Origin of the sequence: Oceanicola sp. 22II-s10i, assembly GCF_002210105.1 — a bacterium.
Lineage (GTDB): Bacteria > Pseudomonadota > Alphaproteobacteria > Rhodobacterales > Rhodobacteraceae > Pseudooceanicola.
Window position 1 is genome coordinate 1154971 of the sequence record NZ_AQQU01000001.1, and the last position, 17612, is coordinate 1172582.

The 17612-nt window shown below is 67.2% G+C and carries 15 protein-coding genes and 1 riboswitch; of the genes, 8 read left to right on the forward strand and 7 right to left on the reverse strand.

Annotated elements, in window-relative coordinates; all coding sequences use genetic code 11:
- The 4 genes from ATO6_RS05770 to folK are packed head-to-tail and all read right to left on the reverse strand — an operon-like array spanning nucleotide 1 to nucleotide 3881.
- Nucleotides 1-660 carry a DUF2062 domain-containing protein gene (locus ATO6_RS05770; RefSeq protein WP_088622944.1) on the reverse strand — a complete coding sequence of 220 codons (660 nt, stop codon included), beginning with the start codon at nucleotides 658-660 and terminating at the stop codon, nucleotides 1-3.
- Nucleotides 650-2809 (reverse strand): bifunctional (p)ppGpp synthetase/guanosine-3',5'-bis(diphosphate) 3'-pyrophosphohydrolase, encoded by a 2160-nt coding sequence (locus tag ATO6_RS05775; RefSeq protein WP_088622945.1) that lies wholly within the window; start codon nucleotides 2807-2809, stop codon nucleotides 650-652. The genes ATO6_RS05770 and ATO6_RS05775 overlap by 11 nt, the downstream gene beginning before the upstream one ends.
- 38 nt (nucleotides 2810-2847) lie before the next feature.
- On the reverse strand, nucleotides 2848-3201 hold the full coding sequence (rpoZ, locus tag ATO6_RS05780; RefSeq protein WP_088622946.1) for a DNA-directed RNA polymerase subunit omega: 354 nt from the start codon (nucleotides 3199-3201) through the stop codon (nucleotides 2848-2850).
- A gap of 53 nt (nucleotides 3202-3254) precedes the next feature.
- The gene (folK, locus tag ATO6_RS05785) at nucleotides 3255-3881 is read right to left on the reverse strand and encodes a 2-amino-4-hydroxy-6-hydroxymethyldihydropteridine diphosphokinase (RefSeq protein ID WP_254919074.1); all 627 of its coding nucleotides are present in this window, start codon (nucleotides 3879-3881) and stop codon (nucleotides 3255-3257) included.
- 88 nt (nucleotides 3882-3969) lie between these two features.
- Here folK and ATO6_RS05790 point away from each other — a divergent pair, with 88 nt between their 5' ends.
- The 3 genes from ATO6_RS05790 (at nucleotide 3970) to ATO6_RS05800 (ending at nucleotide 7842) form a co-directional block, all read left to right on the forward strand.
- Nucleotides 3970-4539, forward strand: a complete 570-nt coding sequence (locus tag ATO6_RS05790; protein WP_088622948.1) for an NYN domain-containing protein — start codon at nucleotides 3970-3972, stop codon at nucleotides 4537-4539.
- A gap of 94 nt (nucleotides 4540-4633) precedes the next feature.
- Entirely contained in the window at nucleotides 4634-5587 is a 954-nt protein-coding gene (ispH, locus tag ATO6_RS05795; RefSeq protein WP_088622949.1) for a 4-hydroxy-3-methylbut-2-enyl diphosphate reductase, read from the forward strand.
- 83 nt (nucleotides 5588-5670) lie between these two features.
- Nucleotides 5671-7842 (forward strand): caspase family protein, encoded by a 2172-nt coding sequence (locus ATO6_RS05800; protein WP_088622950.1) that lies wholly within the window; start codon nucleotides 5671-5673, stop codon nucleotides 7840-7842.
- On the opposite strand, the gene ATO6_RS05805 is transcribed toward ATO6_RS05800, so the two are convergent.
- Nucleotides 7839-8405 carry a gamma-glutamylcyclotransferase family protein gene (locus ATO6_RS05805; protein WP_088622951.1) on the reverse strand — a complete coding sequence of 189 codons (567 nt, stop codon included), beginning with the start codon at nucleotides 8403-8405 and terminating at the stop codon, nucleotides 7839-7841. The genes ATO6_RS05800 and ATO6_RS05805 overlap by 4 nt on opposite strands.
- Nucleotides 8406-8495: 90 nt before the next feature.
- Between ATO6_RS05805 and ATO6_RS05810 the strand changes: the two genes are divergently transcribed.
- The 5 genes from ATO6_RS05810 to gcvP all read left to right on the forward strand — a co-directional run bounded on the left by ATO6_RS05810 (nucleotide 8496) and on the right by gcvP (nucleotide 14223).
- The gene (locus ATO6_RS05810) at nucleotides 8496-8957 is read left to right on the forward strand and encodes an Rrf2 family transcriptional regulator (protein WP_088622952.1); all 462 of its coding nucleotides are present in this window, start codon (nucleotides 8496-8498) and stop codon (nucleotides 8955-8957) included.
- 32 nt (nucleotides 8958-8989) lie between these two features.
- A riboswitch (glycine riboswitch) is annotated at nucleotides 8990-9078 on the forward strand.
- 155 nt (nucleotides 9079-9233) lie between these two features.
- Nucleotides 9234-10355 (forward strand): glycine cleavage system aminomethyltransferase GcvT, encoded by a 1122-nt coding sequence (gene gcvT / locus ATO6_RS05815; RefSeq protein WP_088622953.1) that lies wholly within the window; start codon nucleotides 9234-9236, stop codon nucleotides 10353-10355.
- Nucleotides 10356-10372: 17 nt separating this feature from the next.
- Nucleotides 10373-10732, forward strand: a complete 360-nt coding sequence (gene gcvH, locus ATO6_RS05820; RefSeq protein ID WP_088622954.1) for a glycine cleavage system protein GcvH — start codon at nucleotides 10373-10375, stop codon at nucleotides 10730-10732.
- A gap of 156 nt (nucleotides 10733-10888) precedes the next feature.
- On the forward strand, nucleotides 10889-11383 hold the full coding sequence (locus ATO6_RS05825) for an SRPBCC domain-containing protein (protein WP_217898970.1): 495 nt from the start codon (nucleotides 10889-10891) through the stop codon (nucleotides 11381-11383).
- On the forward strand, nucleotides 11380-14223 hold the full coding sequence (gcvP, locus tag ATO6_RS05830) for an aminomethyl-transferring glycine dehydrogenase (protein WP_088622955.1): 2844 nt from the start codon (nucleotides 11380-11382) through the stop codon (nucleotides 14221-14223). The genes ATO6_RS05825 and gcvP overlap by 4 nt, the downstream gene beginning before the upstream one ends.
- A gap of 171 nt (nucleotides 14224-14394) precedes the next feature.
- Here gcvP and ATO6_RS05835 read toward each other — a convergent pair whose 3' ends face one another.
- Nucleotides 14395-16923: an ABC transporter permease gene (locus ATO6_RS05835; RefSeq protein ID WP_088622956.1), complete on the reverse strand. Its 2529-nt coding sequence runs from the start codon at nucleotides 16921-16923 to the stop codon at nucleotides 14395-14397.
- Nucleotides 16920-17612, reverse strand: coding sequence for an ABC transporter ATP-binding protein (locus tag ATO6_RS05840; RefSeq protein ID WP_088622957.1), 693 nt, complete (start codon nucleotides 17610-17612; stop codon nucleotides 16920-16922). The genes ATO6_RS05835 and ATO6_RS05840 overlap by 4 nt, the downstream gene beginning before the upstream one ends.

Sequence of the window (17612 nt, forward strand, 5' to 3'; positions counted from 1 at the left end):
TCAGGACGATGACTTGCTTTCGGCTTTCGCCGCCTTGGCAGCCTTGATGCGTTTGATCCGCTCTTGCAAGGCCCCTTTCCGGCGGTGCTGGTAGGCGCGGATCACCGGCAGCGACAGGTAATAGGCCACGATCCCGGCGATCAGGCCGGGCAGGATGCCGCCGATCATGTAGGGGTAGAATATGTCGTGATAGAACACCGTCAGCCCGTGCCAGTCCATGTCGTGATCGGTGAAGGCGGCGATCACGTTGTCCTTCAGGTCGGCGAAGGCGTCCGCGAACTTGCCGCCGATGGTGCGGTGCACCTCGCCGTCGGGGCGGGGCGGGCGGCCCAGCAGGAAATGCCCGGTCTGAAGCGAGATCACGGCGATCGGCAGGTACGTCAGCGGGTTGCCGACGAAGGTCGCCAGCAGCGCGGCGATGATGTTGCCGCGCATGATCTTGGCGATCAGTGCGGCGGTCACGAAATGCAGGCCATAGAACGGCGTGAAGACGGTGAAGACCCCGGCGAAGATCCCGCGTGCGATGCGGTCGGGGCTGTCGGGCAGGCGGCGGACGCGGTGTTTGACATAGTGAAACGCACGGGCCCAGCCAGTCCGGGGCCACAGGAATTCGGCCACGATCTGCCAGATCGGTCGTCTGTCCCGTCGCTTAAAGACCAACCGCCTCTCTCCGCGTCTCGGCGCCTGCAGTATGATCCGCCGACGCATTCCGGCGCCTTTCGACCGACGCAACATCGGTCTCCGCTTCGAGTGCGGAGACGACGGTGTGAAGGTGTTCGGCGTCCCTGAGTTCGAGGTCTACGGACACTCGGTAAAAATCCGGCTTCCGATCCACGAATCTCAGATCCGAGATATTGGCCTTCTGCTCTCCGATCAATGTGCAGATTCGACCCAGGACGCCCGCGTCGTTGCCCATCGTGATGTCGAGCGTAACCGGATAGACCGCCTTGTGCTTGCCAGCGTGCCAGTGCAGGTCCACCCAGCGGTCGGGCTGATCCTCGAAATCCGCCAGCCGTTCGCAGTCGATGGCATGGACCACCACGCCGCGCCCGCGCCACGTGATGCCGACGATCCGTTCCCCCGGCAGCGGCTGGCAGCAGGTCGCGCGTTCGAAACTCTGACCGGCGGCCAGACCGATGACCGCGCGTTCCCATGCCACTGTATCGCCGTCGGGCGGGACGAGGTCGGGATAGATCGCCTTGACCACCTCGCGCGCCGACATCTCGGCAGAGCCCAGACGGGCCAGAACCTCGTCCCGGTCCGGCAGGCGCAGTTGTTTGGCAGCCGCGTCCAGCGCCTTGTCCGTGGCCTTGCGTCCGACATGTTCGAAGGCCGAGCGCGCGAGTTCCCAGCCCAGCTTGATGAAGCGTTCGCGGTCGACCTCGCGCAATGCGCGGCGGATGGCGGTCTTGGCCTTACCGGTTGCGGCGATTTCCAGCCACGTGGCCTGCGGGGTCTGACCCTCGGCCGTCGTGATCTCGACCGACTGGCCGTTCTTGATCCGCGTCCACAGCGGCACCCGCATCCCGTCGATCTTGGCGCCGACGCAGGCGTTGCCGATCCTTGTGTGGATGGCATAGGCAAAGTCGATCGGCGTCGCGCCGCGTGGCAGTTTCACCACCTCGCCCTTGGGCGTGAAGCAGAACACCTTGTCGGTGTACATCTCCAGCTTCACCGCCTCGAGGAAGTCCTCGTGATCTTCCTCGGAGGTGAACTGTTCCGTCAGCCCCGCCAGCCACTTGGCCGGATCGACGGCAAAGGGGTTCTCGGACCGGACGCCATCGCGATAGGACCAGTGCGCGGCCACGCCCGCCTCGGCCACGTCATGCATCTGCTGGGTGCGGATCTGCACCTCGACCCGCTTGCCGTCGCGGCCCGACACCGTGGTGTGGATCGAGCGGTAGCCGTTCGACTTGGGCTGGCTGATGTAATCCTTGAACCGCCCCGGCACGGCGCGCCAGCGGCGGTGGATCGCGCCGAGCGCCCGGTAACAGGCGTCGTCGCTGCGGGTGATGATGCGAAAGCCGTAGATGTCGGACAGGCGCGAAAATCCGACGCCCTTTTCCTGCATCTTGCGCCAGATCGAATAGGGCTTCTTGGCGCGACCGAAGACCTCGGCCTCGACGCCCGCCTGAGCCAGTTCGGTCCGCATGTCGCTGGTGATCCGCTCGATCACGTCGCCCGAGTCGGACTGGAGCGTCACGAAGCGGCGCAGGATCGACTGGCGCCCCTCGGGGTTCAGCACCTTGAAGGCGAGGTCCTCAAGCTCCTCGCGCATCCACTGCATCCCCATCCGCCCGGCGAGGGGGGCGAAGATGTCCATCGTCTCGCGCGCCTTCTGGACCTGCTTTTCATGCTTCATCGCCCGGATGGTGCGCATGTTGTGCAGGCGGTCGGCCAGCTTGACGAGGATGACGCGCAGGTCCTTGGACATCGCCATCAGCAGCTTGCGGAAGTTCTCGGCCTGCTGGGTTTCGGTCGAGGACAGCTGCAGCTTGGTCAGCTTGGTGACGCCGTCGACAAGGTCCGCGATTTCACGGCCGAAAGTCTCGGCCACCTCGCCATAGCTGGCCTTGGTGTCCTCGATCGTGTCGTGCAGCAGGGCGGTGATGATCGTCGCATCGTCCAGCTTTTGCTGGGTCAGGATCGCGGCGACCGCGACGGGATGCGTGAAATAGGGCTCGCCCGACTGGCGGAACTGCCCCTCGTGCGCGGCGCGGCCATAGTCATAGGCCGCGCTGATGAGTTTGGCGTTGGTCTTGGGATTGTAGGCGCGGACCAGGGCGATCAGGTCGTCGCAGGCGATCATTTTACCTTTGCGCCTCGTCTCTGCCGGGTCGGGCCCGCTTACCCCTGCCCCTGCGCTTCCATGAGCTGGCGCAGCAGGCGCTCTTCGCTCATGTCGTCTTCGGCGGGCTTGTCGATCTCTGCGCCCATGAGCAGGGACATGTTGTCGTCCTCGGGCTCGTCGACCTCGATCTGGCTCTGGTTGGCCTCGATCAGGCGTTCGCGCAGCTCGTCCGCGCTCTGGGTTTCCTCGGCGATTTCGCGCAGGGCGACCACCGGGTTCTTGTCGTTGTCGCGGTCCACCGTAATGGCCGCCCCGGCGGACACTTCGCGCGCACGATGTGCGGCGAGCATCACGAGCTCGAAACGGTTCGGAACCTTGTCAACGCAGTCTTCGACGGTCACGCGGGCCATGGATCACTCCAGTGCATGGGAAGGTAGAGAGCGTTTTCTATGCACTCGCAGCGTCAAACACAAGGCGAATCGGCCAGTCTCACGACGCTTTGACGTTCTGTCGCGGGCAGATCCGCCCACATTTCCGCGACGCTGCGCTCCAGAACCGGGTGACGCCAGTCCGGCGCGATGTCCATCAGGGGGCCGAGGACGAACGCCCGGTCCTGCATCCGGGGATGGGGGAGAATCATCTGGCCCGGTGCTTCGGCGGCCTGCCTGTCGGCGGGCAGATCGTGCCAGTGCCACCATGTGACGGGGTCCGGGGCGACCGTGTTTCCGGCAGCCAGCAGGTCGAGGTCCAGCGTGCGGCCCCCCCATCTCAGGGTGCGGGTGCGGCCGAACTCCGTCTCGATCTCATGCAGCAGATCCAAGACGGCGCGGGGCGGCAGATCGCTGTCCGCGGCGAAGGCCGCGTTGACGAAATCCGGCCCGCTGCCGGGGGGGAAGGCGGGGGTGCGATACAGGCTGCTGACCTGCAGTTCTGCAAGACGGGTCCCGCGAATCCTTTTGAGTGCTGCATGGAGGACATCCAGAGGTTGAGCATCGTCAAGTGGCTGATTCCCGCCGATTGCGGCCAGATAACGCAAAGTCATGCCGGAAATTCCTATACCTTTGGACAGAGTGGCCGTCTTGATGCACACTCGCGTTCAGCCTAATTAAGCCTTGGTCGCCGCACCATATTAGACACTCACGGATGCCAGGCGGCCCAAATAGTCGGAAGGGTTTTTGATGTTCTACAAAGACGAACGGCTGGCGCTGTTCATCGATGGATCGAATCTGTACGCCGCTGCCAAGGCGCTCGGGTTCGATATTGATTATAAGTTGTTGCGTCAGGAATTCATGCGCCGCGGCAAGTTGCTGCGCGCGTTCTACTACACAGCCCTCCTCGAAAACGACGAATATTCGCCGATCCGCCCCCTGGTCGACTGGCTCCACTACAACGGCTTCACCATGGTGACCAAGGCCGCGAAGGAGTATGTCGACAGCCAGGGCCGTCGCAAGGTCAAGGGGAACATGGACATCGAACTGACCGTCGATGCCATGGAACTTGCGCCGCGGGTCGACCATATCGTGCTGTTTTCCGGGGATGGTGACTTCAAGCCGCTGGTGGAAAGCCTCCAGCGTCAAGGAGTCAGGGTTTCTGTCGTTTCCACGATCCGCAGCCAGCCGCCGATGATCGCGGACGAACTGCGGCGTCAGGCCGACAACTTCATCGAGCTCGACGAGCTGAAGGAAGTGATCGGTCGTCCGCCGCGGGATCAGACCGACGACCGCGTGCGCGCGGTCGCGGGTTCCTGATCGCAGACAACCGCCCGAGGGGCCGTCCGCGTCTTTACGTCGGCGGCCCGCTGGCCTAGGTCGTCAGGCAGACACCCTTCACTCAGGTGACCGCATGTCCGACCGACCGCCGCTGACGCTCTACCTCGCCGCACCGCGCGGATTCTGCGCGGGGGTCGATCGTGCGATCAAGATCGTGGAAATGGCGCTTCAGAAATGGGGCGCGCCTGTCTACGTGCGGCACGAGATCGTGCACAACAAGTTCGTCGTCGATGGCCTGCGCGACAAGGGCGCGGTGTTCGTCGAGGAACTGGACGAATGCCCGCCGGACCGCCCGGTGATCTTCTCGGCCCACGGTGTCCCCAAGAGCGTCCCGGCCGAGGCCGCGCAGCGCGAGATGGTGTTCGTCGACGCCACCTGCCCGCTGGTCTCCAAGGTGCATATCGAAGCCGAGCGTCATTCCGAGAACGGCCTGCAGATCGTCATGATCGGCCATGCCGGGCATCCGGAAACGATCGGAACGATGGGTCAGCTGCCGCAGGGCGAGGTCTTGCTGGTCGAGACCGAGGCGGATGTCGCGACCCTGTCCGTGCGCGATCCGGAACAGCTGGCCTTCGTCACCCAGACGACCCTGTCGGTCGACGACACCGCCGGGATCGTCGCGGCGCTCAAGGCGCGGTTCCCGGCTATCGTCGGCCCGCACAAGGAAGACATCTGCTACGCCACCACCAACCGGCAGGAGGCCGTGAAGGCGATGGCGGGCAAGATCGACGCGATGCTGGTGGTCGGTGCGCCGAATTCGTCCAACTCGCGCCGTCTGGTCGAGGTCGCGGCGCGTCAGGGCTGCGGCTATGCGCAACTGGTGCAGCGGGCCACGGAAATCGACTGGCGCGCGCTGGAGGGCATCCGCAGCATCGGCATCACAGCCGGCGCCAGCGCGCCCGAGGTGCTGGTGGACGAGGTCATCGCGGCGCTCAAGGCGCGATACGATGTGACCGTCGAACTGGTCGAGACGGCGCAGGAGCGGGTGGAGTTCAAGGTGCCCCGCGTGTTGCGCGAACCGGCCTGATCGCGGCGCCCCGCGTCTCAGGACAGGTTTTTTCACATGACAGGCCGCGGTCTACGGGCGATCCTCCGCACCGGAGGTGCCCGATGCGATGGCTTGCGATCATTCTGCTGACCTGTCTGGCGTTGCCCGTGCACGCCGGTGTGCTGATCGAGCCGCGCGGTCCAAGCGAACAGCGCGCCGATCCGATGGAGGCGTTTCGCTCGGTCTATATCGGGCTGGGCGAGGCGCTGTTCACCCTGCCCGATGCAGAGGACATCCCCGAATGTGTGCCTGACCGGACCGCGAGGACGCGGGCGCTGATGATCGGCGCGGAACAGGCGAACAATCCGGCGTTCCCAGCGTTGGCGGGACCGCCCAATGACCTTGCCCTGCTGTCCAATGCGCTGGTCTCGCGCGGGGTCGGCGCCGACGCCATCACGCTGCTGAATGGCCGGGATGCCACGCGAGCGGGGCTGACCGAGACGGTGGAGGACCTGCTCGCCGCGACCGGGTGCGGGGATTCCGTGTTCCTGCATGTCTCGGCCTACGCAATGCCCGCGGCATTGATCGGCTTGGACCAGCGAGGCAGCGGTATCGGAAACGCACGGATGCTTGGCGACATTCAGGGGACCTTCACCTCGCCCGGTGCCGCGGGGCAGGCGCTGGACGACGGCCCCTATGTCCTGCTGAACCGGTCGGACAGCGGGATCGTTGATCTGCTGAGCGCCGCCGACCTGTCGCGCCTGATCCTGAGGCTGAGAAACCGCGGCGCGGATGTGACCGTGTCGCTCGACGTGCCGTCTGCGGTCAGCTTCGACCTGATCGAGCGTCAGGCGCGCCACGACCGAACGCGCTATCCGATGTTTCGGTTGCCGGGCGGGGCCGACTGTCTGAACGCCGCCTGCCGCGACCCCGGCCTGACCGGCACCGACAGCCTGTCGCCGCGCGCCGGGCAGTTCTCCGTGTTCTACAGCACCGAGGAGTACGATCCCGGCGCAGAGCGGGAACTGCCCGAAGGCGCGCCTGACAAGAAGACCTACGGGCTGATGAGCTATCAGATGGCCGTCGCCATCGCGAGCGACGGGCGCACCACGCTGGGCGCACTGGCGCGGCGGATCGAGGCGCAGCCGGAAACGGTGGATCGCTGGCAGACCTACCGCATGATCTCCACCTCGCCCGACCTCGACCTGATCGCCGAGGAGCGGCCCGAGACTCCGCCGGGTGGCGAGATCATCATCGACTCGCCCCAGATCACCCGCGCGGCCGTGCCGCTGACCCGGCCCGAGATCGAGGTCGCGGGCCGGATCGCCGCCCGTGGCGCACCGATCCGCGTGACCGTGAACGGGGTGGCGGCCGAATTCAGCGAGGATGGCAGCTTCACAGGGCGGCTGAAACTCAAGGCCGGCGTGAACAAGGTCGAGGTCGTCGCCCTGACCCGCGCCGACGAAACGATCAGCCGGGTGTTCGAACTGACCTATCAGGGCGACATCCGCGCAGTAATCGGCGAGGGGCGGCGCTATGCGCTGGTGATCGGGATCCAGTCCTACGGGGACGGCAGTGGCATCTCCAATCTCGACACGCCGATCGGGGATGCCGAGGCGGTGGCCAAGGTGCTGACCGAGCGCTACGGCTTCGAGACCGAGCTGACCCTGCCGGACGGACGGGTGCAGCCGCTGATGCTGCGCGACGCCTCCTATCGCGACATACAGGTCGCCCTGGGGATGCTGACGCGCTACGCGGGCGAAAAGGACACCGTGCTGATCTTCTATGCGGGGCATGGCGTCTACACGCAGGCGACGGGCACCGCGTACTGGCTGACGTCCGACGCGGTGGACGGGCTGTCCACCACCTATTTCGACGCCAAGATCGTCACCGACGCGCTGAACCTGATGCGGGCGGGCAATGTGCTGGTGATCTCGGACAGCTGCTATTCCGGGATGCTGGCCCGCGACAGCGCGGACAAGCCGCCGCTGCCCGAAGGCGACAGGCTGCTGGCGCTGCAGCGTCTGGCGGAGCGGCGGTCGCGGGTCGTGATCTCGTCCGGGGGCAACACGCCGGTCCTGGATGGCGGGGGCGGCGGGCATTCGGTCTTTGCCCGCGCCCTGCTGGACGCCTTGGAAAGCCCGGCAGAAAGCGTGTTCTCGGCCCGCGAATTGCAGGCGCGCATCTATTCCGACGTCATCCGAAAGGCCCCGCAGGAGCCGGACTTCCGCGAGGTGAGAGGCGCGGGCCATGACGGCGGCGACTTCGTCTTTCTGCTGAAGGACGACGGCTAGCCTGAGGGACCCAGCCGGTCCAGACCCAGCCGGGCGATATGGCCGTCGACCAGGTCGCGTTCGGCCCCGGTCAGCTGCTGGTGGCGCGGATAGACCGGGGCGGCGCGGTCGTCGCGGATCGGGCCCCAGTTTTCCGTCGTGTCAAAGAAGCGCTGCACGCCGTCCTCGCCGAACTCGGTCAGGTAGCCCTGCACGCAGACGTCGAGATAGCTCAGCAGGATCGGGCGGGGCGCATCCGTCAGGCGGTGCTTGGTCTCGGGGATCCAGTAGATCGCCAACTCGGACGCGCCGCCGTCATCGGCCACGTCCCGCGTCAGCACCCGGTCATAGGCCGCCTCGCGCTGGTCCAGCGCATGCCAGTCCGCGCCGGGCACGGCCGCGACGAGCCCCTCGATCTCGGACCCCGGCGCGGGCACCCCGGTCAGCACGGCCACCTGCCGCGTCTGCATGTGCCGCCACATCCGTCGCCACCCATGCGCGACGGCGGGCCGCGCGTTCGGATAGGTGTGCGTCTTGCGGTTCACGAGGCTGCCATAGCCAAAGAAACAGGGGTCGCCGGTCACGGGTGGGTCGTGGCTCCTATTTGATCTGCATCATGTTTTCAGGTGCATCCTTCTGTCATCTTTCGGTCACTCTGGCAAAGGGGACCGATCATGCGGCTGACAAAGCGGACCAACATCTCGATGCGCGTTCTGATGTATTGCGCGGTGCACGAAGACCGGCTGGTCACGAAATCCGAGATCGCCGAGTGCTGCAACACGTCGGAAAACCACCTTGCCCAGGTCATCAACCGTCTGGCGCAGCTCGGTTTTCTGCACACCCAGCGGGGCCGCAACGGGGGCATGACGCTGGGCCGGCCCAAGGACCAGATCAAGGTGGGCGACGTGTTCCGCGCCATCGAATCGACCGTGCCGATCACCGAATGCTTCGCGGATGACGACAACACCTGTCCCCTGACCCAAGCCTGCCTGCTGCGCCCCGCCATCGCCGACGCGACCGAGGCGTTCTATGCCCGTATGGATCAGGTGACGCTGGACAGGCTGGTCTGCGGCAACACCGCCCTGATGGAAATCATGGCGCCCAAGGTCAGCTGCGGCACGTTTGCGACGGTTTGACTTGCATCCGCGACCACGGCTGATAATCATCCCGTAATGGATCGGGAGAACCGGCTTCGCGCCGGTGCCGAAGGAGCAACCGCCCCGGAAACTCTCAGGCCAAACGGACCGTTCCAAGACTGAACTCTGGAGAGAGGCGCGCCAGACGCGTCCGCCGAAGGGATAGCGATCTCAGGCAAACGGACAGAGGGGGCATTGCAGCGTGCGGGACGTGTCCGCGCGCCTATGTGATGCCGGTCTGAACAGCCAGACCCGGCAGGATGAGCCGGAGGATGGATGGCCGACCTGTTGAAGACACCGCTCTACGATCTGCATGTTTCGCTTGGCGCGAAGATGGTGGAATTCGCCGGCTACGCGATGCCGGTGCAATATGCCGCCGGGGTGATGAAGGAACACCTGCACACCCGCGCCGCCGCCGGTCTGTTCGACGTGTCGCACATGGGGCAGGTGATCCTGAAGGCCGACAGTTTCGAAACCGTCGCGCTGGCGCTGGAGGGGCTGATCCCGGTCAGCGTCGCGGCCCTGCAGCCGGGGCGGCAGCGGTATGGTTTCTTCACGGATGAGACGGGCGGCATCCTCGACGACCTGATGTTCGCGAACCGGGGCGATCACGTCTTCATGGTGGTGAACGCGGCCTGCAAGGCCGAGGACCTGGCGCATATGCGGGCCCATCTGGGCGGGGTCGAGATCACCGAGATCACCGACCGCGCCCTGATCGCCCTGCAGGGCCCCGAGGCCGAGGCCGCGCTTGCCGCGCTGGCCCCCGCGGTGGCGGACATGAAATTCATGGATGTCCTCACGACCGAAATGCTGGGGGCCGAGGTCTGGATCTCCCGCTCCGGCTACACGGGCGAAGACGGGTTCGAGATCTCGATTCCCGAAGCCAGCGCCGAAGAGATCGCCCGCGCCCTGCTGGCCGACGACCGCGTCCTGCCGATCGGCCTCGGCGCACGCGACAGCCTGCGGCTGGAGGCGGGGCTCTGCCTTTACGGCCATGACATCGACACCAGCACCTCGCCTGTCGAGGCGGGGCTGAACTGGGCGATCCAGAAGGTCCGCCGCACCGGTGGCGAGCGCGCGGGCGGCTTTCCGGGTGCCGACCGCATCCTGTCCGAACTGGCCGATGGCCCGTCCCGCCTGCGCGTCGGCCTGCTGCCCGATGGCCGCGCCCCGATGCGCGAGGGCACCGCGCTCTTTGCCGACGAAACGGCGGCAGAGCCGGTCGGCCATGTCACCTCGGGCGCCTTCGGCCCGACACTTCAGGCGCCGATGTCGATGGGCTATCTGCCCGTTACCCTCGGCACGCCCGGCACCACGGTCTACGGCGAAGTGCGCGGCAAGCGCCTGCCGGCCACGGTCGCCGAACTCCCTTTCGTCCCCGCGCGGTTCAAGCGCTGATCCAACAGTGAGGTCCCATGAAATTCACCGAAGAACACGAATGGCTGCGGCCCGAGGATGACGTGGTCGTCGTCGGCATCACCGAACATGCCGCCGAACAGCTGGGCGACATCGTCTTCGTGGAACTGCCCGAGGTCGGCACCGAGGTGTCCAAGGACGACGAATGCGTGGTGATCGAGTCGGTCAAGGCCGCGTCCGACATCCTCGCCCCGATCGATGGTGAGATCGTCGAGGTGAACGACGCGCTGATCGACAACCCGGCCATGGTGAACGACGACCCGCTGGGGGAAGCATGGTTCTTCAAGATCAAGCCGGCGGACGCCAGCCAGATGGACGACTACATGTCCGAGTCCGAATACAAGGACATGATCTCCTGACGCCATGACGGGATCCCGCAACATATCGCCCACGGGGCGCGGCGTTCTGCCGAAGCGGGCCCGACACGCGATTCCCTGCCGGTCGGTCACGACCGGCGGATCCCTCCGACGTCGCCCGGCGTTTTGTGCCGGACAAACCGCCGAGGAGAAAACCGAATGACCGACCTTGCCCGCCCGCAGATGCCCCGCGTCGACCATGCCATGCTGTGGATCGACGCCCCCGCGCCCCGCGTGTTCAACGCATGGACCGATCCCCGCGCGCTGATCGAATGGCTGCCCCCTGAAGGGATGCGCGGCCGGGTCGCGCGCTTTGACCCGCAGCCGGGCGGCAGCTTCCGCCTGACGCTGACCCGCACGGACGGCCCCGCCGCCGATGCCAAGTCGACCGACGACAGCGATGTCGTCGAGGGGCGCTTCGTCGTGGTCGAGCCCCATGCGCGGATCTCGGTCGAGGTCGATTTCGACTCCGAGCGCCCCGAGTTCCAGGGGACCATGACGATGGAATGGACCTTCACCACCGACAAGATGGGCACGACCGTGCGGATCGCCGCGTGGAACGTCCCGCCGGGAATCGACCCCCGCGATCACGAGGCGGGGCTTGCCTCGTCCCTCACCAACCTGTCCCGCTACCTCGCCAAGGAGGCCGCATGAGCTTTTCGCCCACCGACTACGAGCCCTATGACTTCGCCAACCGCCGCCACATCGGACCCTCGCCGTCCGAGATGGCGGAGATGCTCAAGGTGGTGGGCGCCGCAAGCCTCGACGCGCTGATCGATGACACGGTGCCCAAGGGCATCCGGCAGGACGACCCGCTCGACTTCGGCACGCCGCTGTCGGAACAGGAACTGCTGGTCCACATGCGGGCGGTATCCAAGAAGAACAAGGTCTTCACCTCGCTGATCGGGCAGGGCTATCACGCCACGATCACCCCGCCCGCGATCAAGCGGAACATCTTCGAGAATCCGGCGTGGTACACGGCCTACACGCCCTACCAGCCCGAGATCTCGCAGGGCCGGCTCGAGGCGCTGCTGAACTACCAAACGATGATTTCGGACCTCACCGGCCTGCCGATCGCCAACGCCTCGCTGCTGGACGAGGCGACGGCAGCGGCCGAGGCGATGACCATGGCGCAGCGGTCGGCCAAGTCCAAGGCTATGGCCATCTTCGTGGACGAGGCGCTGCACCCGCAGAATATCGCTGTGATCCGCACGCGGGCGAAACCGCTGGGGATCGAGGTGATCACCGGGCGGCCTTCGGACCTCGACGCCTCGACGGTGTTCGGCGCGATCTTCCAGTATCCCGGCACCAACGGCGTGCTGCGGGATTTCACACCGCAAATGGAGGCGCTGCATGCGGCCAAGGCCATCGGCATCGTCATCGCCGATCCGCTGGCGCTGTGCCTGCTGAAGGAACCGGGCGCCATGGGCGCGGACATCGCCGTCGGGTCCACCCAGCGGTTCGGCGTGCCCGTGGGCTATGGCGGTCCGCATGCCGCCTACATGGCCTGCAAGGACGAGTTGAAGCGCGGGATGCCCGGCCGTCTGGTCGGGGTCTCCATCGACGCGCGCGGCAACCGCGCCTACCGGCTGGCGCTGCAGACCCGCGAACAGCACATCCGGCGGGAAAAGGCGACGTCGAACGTCTGCACCGCGCAGGCGCTGCTGGCGGTGATGGCGTCGATGTACGCGGTGTTCCACGGCCCGAAGGGGCTGAAAGCCATCGCGCAGCGGGTCCACGCCCGCACCGTCGACATGGCCGAGGGGCTGCGCGAGGCAGGGTTCGACGTGTTCCCCAAGAAGGTCTTCGACACCGTCACGGTCGAAGTCGGCCCGTTCCAGGGCGCGATCCTGAAATCCGCGCGGGAAGAGGGGATCAACCTGCGCCGCGTCGGCGACACGCGGATCGGCATCGCGCTGGACGAATGCACCACCCCCAAGGTGATCGAGGCGGTCTGGCGCGCCTTCGGCATCACCGACCGGGGCGCGGCGGCGACGCCCTCGTATGACCTGCCGGACGGGCTGGTGCGCGAGAGCGACTACCTGACCCACGATATCTTTCACATGAACCGTGCCGAAACCGAGATGATGCGCTACATGCGCCGCCTTTCGGACCGCGACCTCGCGCTCGACCGGGCGATGATCCCGCTGGGGTCCTGCACCATGAAGCTGAACGCGGCCGCCGAGATGATCCCGGTGTCCTGGGACGAATTCGCCGCGCTCCATCCCTTCGCGCCCGAGGATCAGGCACAGGGCTACAAGGAACTGATCGACGACCTGTCGGCCAAGCTCTGCGACGTGACGGGTTACGCGGCCTTCTCCATGCAACCGAACTCCGGCGCGCAGGGGGAATACGCGGGACTGCTGACCATCGCGGGGTATCACGAGGCGCAGGGACAGGGGCACCGCAAGGTCTGCCTGATCCCGACCTCGGCCCATGGCACCAACCCTGCCTCGGCCCAGATGGTGGGCTGGAAGGTCGTGCCGGTGAAGTCGATGGACAACGGCGACATCGACCTGTCGGACTTCCTGGAAAAGGCGCAGAAACATGCAGACGACCTCGCCGGCTGCATGATCACCTACCCCTCGACCCACGGTGTGTTCGAGGAAACGGTGCGCGAGGTCTGCCGCATCACCCATGAGCATGGCGGGCAGGTCTATATCGACGGCGCGAACATGAACGCGATGGTCGGCCTGTCGCGGCCCGGTGACCTTGGCGGGGACGTCAGCCACCTGAACCTGCACAAGACCTTCTGCATCCCCCATGGCGGCGGCGGCCCCGGCATGGGCCCGATCGGGGTCAAGGCGCACCTCGTCCCGCACCTGCCGGGCCATCCGCACTTCGGCACCGAAGGCGCGGTGTCGGCGGCGCCCTACGGTTCGCCGTCGATCCTGCCGATCTCGTGGGCCTACTGCCTGATGATGGGCGGCGAGGGGCTGACGCAGGCGACGCGGGTGGCGATCCTGAACGCCAACTACATCGCGGCGCGGCTGAAGGGGGCCTATGACGTGCTCTACAAGGGGCCGACGGGGCGGGTGGCGCATGAATGCATCCTCGACACCCGGCCCTTCGCGGAACATGGCGTGACCGTCGACGATATCGCCAAGCGACTGGTCGACTGCGGCTTCCACGCCCCGACGATGTCCTGGCCGATCGCCGGGACGCTGATGGTGGAGCCGACGGAGTCCGAGACCAAGGCCGAGCTCGACCGCTTCTGCGAGGCGATGCTGGCGATCCGGGCCGAGATCCGCGACATCGAGGAAGGGCACCTGTCGCACGACGCCTCGCCGCTGGCCTTCGCGCCGCACACAGTCGAGGATCTGGTCGGTGACTGGGACCGCGCCTATCCGCGCGAGCAGGGCTGTTTCCCGCCGGGCGCGTTCCGGGTGGACAAGTACTGGCCGCCGGTGAACCGGGTGGACAACGTCTGGGGCGACCGCAACCTGACCTGCACCTGCCCGCCGATGTCGGACTATGCCGAGGCCGCGGAATAGGGCCAACCGGGCCTAACCTGATTGCGCGCCTGCGGCGCATTCCTTCAGTGGATTTGGCGCGCTGCCGGAAGCCCGTGTCGACCGGCCCAATGGCGCACCCGGACCAGATGAACAAGGGTGCCGATCCCCTGCTTCATCTGGCCGGGTAAACTCCCGCCGGAGGCATAAGATCTACTCGCGCGCCCTCAGCACGCGCGCGGGCCGGGCGGAGAGCGGACGCCACGCGAACACCAGCCCGGCGGCAAGGTTGGCGATCAGCCCGCCCGCCACGATGGCCAGCGCGGACGGCCAGATCACCGCATATTCGGTCTCCATCACGAAGGTGCAGACCGCCCAGCCCCCCGCGATCCCCGCGCCGAGCGCCACGACCCCCGCCGCCGCACCGAGTAGTGCGGAACGCAGGGCGAGGCTGGTCAGGATCCGTGCGCGGGTGGCGCCGAAGGTCTTGAGCACCGCCGCTTCGTGCACCCGCGCGCCTTCGCCCGTCAGGGCGCTGCCGATCAGCACGAGGAAGCCGGTCAACAGAGTCGCGCCCGCGCCCCAGGACGTGGCCGAGGCGAGCCCGCCGAGGATCTCGGACACCCGGTCGATCGCGTCGCGGACGCGGATGGCGGTGACGTTCGGATAGCTGTTCGAGATGTCGCGCAGGATCGCCGCCTCGGCCGGGCCGTCGGCATAGACGGTCGCGATGAAAGTGTGCGGCGCGCCCTCGATCGCGGCGGGGTTCATCGCGGTGATGAAACCCATCCCGGCGGAGGAGAAGTCGACCTCGCGGAACGAGGTCAGCGTGGCGGTCATGTCGCGGCCGAGAATGTTGATCGTGATCTCGTCGCCCAGTTTCAGCCCCATCTCGGCGGCCTCGTCGGCGGCAAAGCTCATCTGCGGCGCACCGCTGTAATCCTCGGGCCACCACTCGCCCTCGGTCAGGCGGGTGCTGTCGGGTTTCGCGGCGGAGTAGGTCACGCCGCGGTCGCCGTTCAGGACCCAGTGATCGCCAGCGACCTCCTTGGCCGGCTGGCCGTTGATCCGGGTGATGACCCCGCGCAGCATCGGCGCGCTGTCGACGCGGCTGACAGCGGGATCGGTCTCGACCCGGTTGAGGAAGCCTGCGATCTGGTCCTTCTGGATGTCGACGAAGAAGAAGGACGGCGCGCGGTCGGGCAGGTCGCGGGAAATGGCGGCGCGCAGGTTGCCGTCGATCTGGCCGACGGCGGCGAGGACCGACAGGCCGAGCCCCAGCGACAGTACGACCGAGATCGCGTCGCTGCGCGGCCCGCCGATGGCCGCCAGCGCCCAGCGGAGCGGCGGGCGACGAGTCACGCGGCGGCGGATGGCGCGGGCCAGCGCGCGGATGCCGGAGGCCGACAGCGCGAGGACGAAGAGCGCGAAGGCGATGCCCCCCGCCGTCCAGAGCGTCAGTTCGAGGTTGCCCGAGAACAGCGCGGCGGTGGCGGTCAGCAGGATCGCCAGCAGGATCGTGGCGATCAGGTAGGGCAGCGGGGGCAGGGCGCGTCCCGCCGACATCGCATCGCGGAACAGCGCCGCCGCGCGCACGTCACCGGCGCGGGACAGGGGCCAGAGGGTGAAGAGCAGCGCGGTGAGGATGCCGTAGACCGCCGCCTCGGCCAGCGGTTCGGGGTAGATGCCGAAGGCCGCCGGTACGGGCAGGGCCGCCGAGATCACCGGGGCCAGCAGGATCGGTGTCCCCGCCCCGAGGATCAGGCCGATGACGATGCCGCAGAGCGCCAGCGCGCCGATCTGGATGAAGTAGGTGGCGAAGATCGTCCCGCGTTCCGCCCCGAGCGTCCTGAGCGTCGCGATGACCGAGGTCTTGTCGGCGAGGTAGCCGCGCACCGAGGCGGCAACGCCGACACCACCGACGGCGAGGCCCGAGAGGCCGACGAGGATCAGGAAGGCGCCCAGCCGTTCGACGAAGGTCCGCACGCCGGGGGCCCCGTCGCGGGAATCCCGCCAGCGCAGTCCGCTGTCGCTGAACTGGCCCTCGGCCTCGGCCCTCAGCGCGGCGAGGTCGGCCTCGGGCGGCAGGTCGAGGCGGTATTTCGAGTCGAACAGCGTGCCGGGTTCCAGCAGGCCCGAACTGGCGAGGTCGGTCCGCAAAACGATGGTGCGTGGCCCGAGCGAGAAGCCAGCCGCCCCGGCATCCGGTTCGCGGGTCAGGGCGGCGGTCAGCACGAACTCTTGCGTGCCCAGCCTGACCGTGTCACCGACCGCGATCCCCAGCCGGTCAATCAGCAGCGGGTCCATCACAGCGCCGGGCAGGCCGTCGCGGCCGGCCAGCGCATCGGCCAGCGTCATCTCGGGGTCCAGCCCGACCGTGCCGACCAGCGGATAGGTCCCGTCGACCGCCTTGACCTGCGTCAGGCCGCGTTCCGCCGTGTCCCCGGTCCCCGCGACGGCGAGCGAGCGGAAGTCGGCGATTTCCGACAGCGTGGTGGCCTGTTCCTGCATCCACGCCAGTTCGGCGTCATTGGCGAAGCGGTAGGTGAAGGTGATCTCGGCATCGCCGCCGAGCAGCGCGGCGCCTTCGCGCGACAGGCCAGCCTCGATGGCGGAGCGGATGCTGCCGACCCCCGCGATCGCGGCCACGCCGAGCGCGAGGCAGGCGATGAGAATGCGAAAGCCGCGCAGCCCGCCGCGCAGTTCGCGCCCGGCCATCCGGGCGGCGGCGCGCAGGGTCATTCCGCCGCCTCGCGCGCGGTGTCGGACAGGCGGCCGTCGGTCAGGTGGATCACCCGGTCGCAGCGCGCGGCGAGGTCGGCAGCGTGGGTGACGATCACCAGCGTCGCGCCGTGCCGGTCGCGCAGGTCGAACAGCAGGTCGATGATCGCGGCGCCATTGGCGGCGTCGAGGTTGCCGGTCGGTTCGTCCGCCAGCAGGATCTTCGGCCGCGAGGCCGAGGCACGGGCCAGCGCGACGCGCTGCTGTTCGCCGCCGGACATCTGGTTGGGATAATGTCCCGCGCGGTGGCCGAGGCCGACGGCCTCAAGCTCCTTCGCGGCGCGGTCCAGCGCGTCGGGCGCGCCGGCCAGTTCCAGCGGTGTCGCGACATTTTCCAGCGCGGTCATCGTCGGGATCAGGTGGAAGGATTGGAACACCACCCCCATATTGTCCCTGCGGAAGCGCGCCAGCGCGTCTTCGTCCATCGCGGTCAGATCGTGCCCCATGGCCGTGACCTGCCCCCCGGTGGCGCGTTCGAGACCGCCCATGAGCATGAGGAGCGACGACTTGCCCGATCCCGAAGGCCCGACCAGCCCCAGCGTTTCGCCCTTGCGGACGTCCAGCGTGATGCCGTGGAGGATTTCCACCCGCCCCGCGTTTCCGTCGAGCGCCAGACGCGCGTCTTTCAGCGAGAGGATCGGATCGCTCAT